Raw genomic sequence first — 5,466 nt, 5'->3', positions numbered from 1 at the left:
AATGATTAAATAAAACCCTTTTCTCAAATTTATAATTTCCTTTTTGGCTACCAATCGAGAGAGCTCGCGCGTTAAAGCAGTATCGCTTTTATGGCACTTTTTTACAAGTTCATCCCAAGAAAACGAGTATTCCTCAAATGATTGTAGTTGCTTTATGTAGTCTGAAACATCCAATTTAAAAGTAAATTTTTGAGAAAGATACCACTTTACGGTAATTATCTCATTATTTTACTATAATATTTTTAATTTAGCTCAAAGCATCAGTTGGCTCATAAACACTAAATAATATCAATTTTATATGAAAACCCTCTTCATCTGTTCAGCAAACAAACAACGTTCTAAAACGGCTGAGGACTATTTTACTGTAAAATTTCCAGAACACGAGTTTTTGAGCGCAGGAACAAATCTTAAGATTTGTAGAAAAGAAGGCACAACTGAACTAACTAAAGATTTATTAGAGTGGGCTGATAAAGTCTATGTTATGGAAAAGAAGCATTTTGACCAGATTAAAAAGCATACAGGGTCAACATATTATTCTAAAATCACAGTATTACATATTCCTGACGTTTATCAATATTACGACAAAGCGCTATTAAGAATTTTGGACGAGAGAATTATGCTTTAGAATAACCATTATAATGGTAGTTTTATGAACAAAACTGTGATATTTACCAATATAATGGTAATTATTGGATAGGTTAGATATGTAGGCTCGAAGTTATATTTGAATTAAAGAGACGTAAAAAGTATTTATAAAATAGAATTTACACTCATCTATATCTATTTGAATTCAAAGATGGTGTAAAATCTTCAAAACTCTTAAACTTTTGTTAAAAAGGGGCGATTTCGGTGGACGTGAAATTTGAAATGGCTTTTAAGCCCCTAAAAATCAACAAAACTGAGAATTTGGATAGTTCCTCTTTCTCCGCGAAAATCCTTGTAATCAATTGATTTACAGGGCTTTATTTTTTTGGTTGACAATATCGTTGACAATTCAATCACTTTTAGGCTGTTTATTATAAGCATGATGTAATGCTTCAATCATTTTAAATAATTTGTCTGAACGATTACTATTTTCATAAAAATGGTGAACTAAGAAACTAACTTTTGATAAGTAAACATAAGTTAAATACTGCCTATGGATAGAACAACTAATCCTTTTTCAAACTATTTAGACAACAATAAAATTATAAGATACATTGATAATTTGGGGATGCTTTTAAAGAATATTAATAACCCTCATAATGATGATGAGGTAAGGGTATCTATAGTTGCATTAATACCAAAACAAGTATTATACATTGATAGTTTAGATATTATAGAGAAGTCTGATTTAAATAGAATTATAGATTATATTAATCAAAATTATGAATTAGATATAGCTCATATTGATATTCCAGAAAAAGAAGAAAATGTATCGCTGGCGGTTTCATTAGCTGACATTTTATTTGATACTGATGAACCAGTTGAGGTAGATGTACCATTTCTATTAAGGTTTCTATAAGTCCCCACAACCCAAAACCCAGTTTTTTCGTACCTCAAAATCCTCTGTCTTTTGTGTTGTTCCGCTCACCTAACAAGTTTAGCGTTTTTTTGTCTTTAAGGTAATAGCATATTACAGCTTTGGTTTTCATAAAATCAAACCAAACTGCAATAAGCTATTCTGTTATTATTTTCTCATAAAACCCTAAACTCACCCAAGCTATGTTACATAATACAAGTTATAGTAGCAAAAATCCTTTCAAGGGTTTGCTAACGCAGTATTCTTATATTTTCGTAGCTATAACTGGTATTATGTAAAATATCCGCTTATCCCACGCTCACATTGGAACTTCAAACAAAATGACGTTATCTCATTCAACTGCACAAAATCATCGTTAAAGCCTGTATTGAGCGCAGTCGAAATATCCAAGTATTCCTTACCTCAAATCTTTGTTTGTTTAATGTGTAAGTGTTTACTGTTTTTAAAAGGTCACATTGAACATCAACAGCATTATTTTGTTATGCGATTGAGATTTGTTAGTTGATGTTTCATTTCGTTAACCAAGTAAATTAGGATGCTTCTAACACAGCCATTAACCTATGATTGAGATATAGTTTTTCTTTACCAACCTTTTCAGAAATTAAAAAACCAGCTTCTTCTAATTCCATTAAATAATTACCCACGGTTTTTGGTGTGCCTAATTTGGCATCAATTAAAAACTGTCTTTTGGTATATGGTAATCTAAATAGTATTTCAACCAATTCTTTAGTATATACCTTGGGTAAGGTATTTCTAATTTCTTTGGTCATTATTTCCATTAAATCGGTGACATCTTTTAAACGTTGTAGTCCTTTGTTTGCAGTATATTCTACCATTTCAAGCATATAGAGTATCCAGCCTTCCCAATCCTTATTTTCGGTTACTTCACGTAATTTTCTATAGTAATCAGCCTTATTTTTAATGATATATTCACTTAAATAAATTGCAGGTGTATCTAACAATTTTTCAAGTTTTAAATAGAGTAATAACAAAATACGTCCTGTTCTACCATTACCATCACTAAAAGGGTGTATAGCTTCAAATTGATAGTGCATTAATGCCATTTTAATTAATGGGTCTACAGCATCTTCACCATTTATAAAGGTTTCAAGGTTAGCCATCTTTTCTCTTATTACAGCTTCACCTGTAGGTGGTGTGTAAATGGTTTCGCCATTAGCATTTTTTAAAGCAGTTCCTGGTGTTGTTCTAATACCTGCGGTATTTTTTTTAATGCTTTGTACAATTTCAACACATAAATTTGTACTTATAAAAGGACGTGTTTCTATTTCTTGTAAACCATTCCAAAGTGCTTCCTTATAACTTATAACTTCTTTTGTAGCTGGGTTATCAAGTTTTTTATCTGCTACTAAAGATTTATACAAATCGTCATTAGTAGTTATTATATTTTCTATTTCAGAACTTGCTTTAGCTTCTTGCAAATGAATGGTGTCTAAAAACAATGCTGGGTTTGGTAAATTGGTAAGCATACCATTAAGTTGCGCTAATGCTCTACTGGCATCAATAGTCTTGCGTAACACTTTAGTAGTTTCTAAAGTTGTTTTAGGTGGTAATAGCGGTAGGCTATTATAAGATATGTTTCTATTAAATTTTGCCATTTTAAACAAGGGTAAATATTACTTGTGTTATCCAAACAAGGGTAAATATACTAAAAAATTACCTTTGTTTAAATGATAGGTGTAATTATTACTCTCGTTAAATAGATAAGATTAAAATAAAAAAATTATAGTGAGTCGTCCTAAAATAGGTTGACAGGTTTTAATAAAATTAGATTAAACCTTTCAAGCTAGCTTCAAAGGTTAGAATGAAACTATGCTACTTTTACGATATTTAAACGTTATATGTGCCATTTTTTAGCGGATACTGAACACCGTTAATCTCTTGAAGAACACAACCAATAAAACGAATATATCGTTTCCTGTACCTGTTGGTAAACCTGCACGCATTAGTGTTTGCGTTGCAGAGGTTGAATCAATCGGAATATTTACAGTTGGACTGTATTCAATTGAATTATCTGTAGTATCAAAATCAACTTTTAAAAATACTGAACTTAAACTTACGTGTGTTGCGCCACTTGGATATGCTATATCGTTTGCAGTTGTTAAATTTTGAATAGTAATAAATAAATAAAGGCACTACGAAAGAGGTTCACTTACCTCCTTAACTAATATTAAAAGACAATGTATTTATTTGAATATTATATATTTACAATATTTTTTTATTCTAAACCATCTACATAACCTTGTAAATAAGCAAAGCGTTTAGTGAGCTTTCCTTTTTCGGTAATTTTAGCACGTTGTAAAATACCATCAGCGTCTTTATTAAAAAAGGCTGGTATAACATGTTCTAAAAACATATCACCAAAACCCTCACTAGCATCTTTTGGGAGTTCGCATGGTAAATTATCGACAGCCATAACAGTAATGGCATTTGGTGCATTAAAAGCCAATTCGCTTTCGGTTTGCGCATCGTAACCATAAAACGGATTTGCAATTGTTGAAGCACGCAATGTTGATGCTACAGGACCGTCAATATCACAAGAAATATCAGCTACTAAATTAATTTTAAAATCGGGATGTTTAGCATCTTCTCTGGTAAATAAATAGGGTGCATTGTTACCGTAAAAATGACCTGCTATAAAAAAGTCAGTTTCTTTAGCATAGGACATAAAATTACTTTCGTAACCTAATGGGTCTTTATAAAACTCCCACTTATTGCCTACTTTACCATCTTTACGCCTACTGTATTCCATAACATCAACCAAACAATACACAGGTTCAGTAAATTTTGATGTTAAATACAGTGCATCGCTTACTTGTTTTATTTTTAAATGGTCTAAAATTTCTTTGGCGCCATGGGCAACTTTTCCTGTTCCTGAAAGTAGAATTTTAATATTTGGAAGCTTAATTTTATCTAATTCTGCTTTAACAGCATCTAAATCGGCAAGTGTTTCTACTTTTGGTAAATTAAATAAATTATCTCTTAAACCTAAAGCTCTAAAACCATTATAAGCACCTACTAAACCTGCATAACGACCAAAACCTATTAACCTAAACCCTTTTTGATTTACTATAGTTTCGTGATCGTATAGCTCTATATTTTTATCAAGTATGGCTTTTAACAACTTTCTATTGTAGGGTTGTTTTTTTATGGTATGCGAAAAGAAAAAGTATTTTTTATTGGGTATTAAGTTTTCAATAGGCACTTCTTTTACTCCAATTAGCACATCGCAGTCTGATACATCATTAGTAACTTTAAAACCCTGTGCTATGTATGCTTCGTCTGGAAATATGCGAATATCACTAGATTCTACAACAAATTCTGCTTCTGAAAATTGTAATCTAGCTTCGGCTAGTTTTTCTGGTGAAAATACAACGCGTCTGTCTGGTGGATTTTTACGTTCTTTTATAATAGCAAACTTGATACTCATTGTTTAATTTGTTTATGCTAATTTGATGAAATTTTTATAAACTGACAACTAATAACTTGGTATAAATTTTGCACATAAAACACTGTATCTGTTTAGTTATTAAAACTTTTTGATACCTTTGCTTCCCGCGTTTAGGATTGAGGCATTTGTTAAAGCTCCTTTTTGTTTTTCTAAAAAAAAAGCGACTGCCAAAACCCTGACGCACTTTTGCCATTAAAAGCAAAAGTGGGTAGAGCCCACTTCTCGATACGATTTTTAAATAAAAATCACTCGAAGTGACAAATTAATAATGGGGTCGACTGGTTTTGACAGCGAGATTAATTGAACGGTAAGCACGTCGTGTAATGGCATTGAAACACGTAAAAGGCTAGACCAAATTTTAAACGGCGAGAATAACTACGCTTTAGCTGCATAATCTGAATTTATAGTAAGATTAGCCTAGGTACACAAGGTGTACAAGCTTTATGTCTCCGGAAAGCCTTGATTGACGGCGTTC

Annotated in this window: 5 protein-coding genes; 3 read left to right on the top strand and 2 right to left on the bottom strand. The window is 31.5% G+C overall.

The window, feature by feature from the left end:
* The first annotated feature begins 298 nt into the window (after positions 1-298).
* Together AADI82_RS13430 and AADI82_RS13425 are read left to right on the top strand one after the other, a co-directional pair.
* Positions 299-625: a phosphotyrosine protein phosphatase gene (locus AADI82_RS13430; RefSeq protein ID WP_341216936.1), complete on the top strand. Its 327-nt coding sequence runs from the start codon at positions 299-301 to the stop codon at positions 623-625.
* A gap of 513 nt (positions 626-1,138) precedes the next feature.
* Positions 1,139-1,504 carry a hypothetical protein gene (locus tag AADI82_RS13425; protein WP_341216935.1) on the top strand — a complete coding sequence of 122 codons (366 nt, stop codon included), beginning with the start codon at positions 1,139-1,141 and terminating at the stop codon, positions 1,502-1,504.
* 548 nt (positions 1,505-2,052) lie between these two features.
* Here AADI82_RS13425 and AADI82_RS13420 read toward each other — a convergent pair.
* Positions 2,053-3,138: a Fic/DOC family N-terminal domain-containing protein gene (locus tag AADI82_RS13420; RefSeq protein ID WP_341216934.1), complete on the bottom strand. Its 1,086-nt coding sequence runs from the start codon at positions 3,136-3,138 to the stop codon at positions 2,053-2,055.
* A 283-nt stretch (positions 3,139-3,421) separates the two neighbouring features.
* Here AADI82_RS13420 and AADI82_RS13415 point away from each other — a divergent pair, with 283 nt between their 5' ends.
* Positions 3,422-3,652, top strand: a complete 231-nt coding sequence (locus AADI82_RS13415; protein WP_341216933.1) for a hypothetical protein — start codon at positions 3,422-3,424, stop codon at positions 3,650-3,652.
* A gap of 106 nt (positions 3,653-3,758) precedes the next feature.
* On the opposite strand, the gene AADI82_RS13410 is transcribed toward AADI82_RS13415, so the two are convergent.
* Positions 3,759-4,964, bottom strand: coding sequence for an NAD(P)-dependent oxidoreductase (locus AADI82_RS13410; RefSeq protein ID WP_341216937.1), 1,206 nt, complete (start codon positions 4,962-4,964; stop codon positions 3,759-3,761).
* Positions 4,965-5,466: the final 502 nt, after the last annotated feature.

The organism is uncultured Wocania sp. (assembly GCF_964021735.1).
In the GTDB taxonomy this organism is placed as follows: domain Bacteria; phylum Bacteroidota; class Bacteroidia; order Flavobacteriales; family Flavobacteriaceae; genus Wocania_A.
Note: the sequence above shows the minus strand (reverse complement) of the source record. Positions and strands in the feature narration are given on the sequence as shown.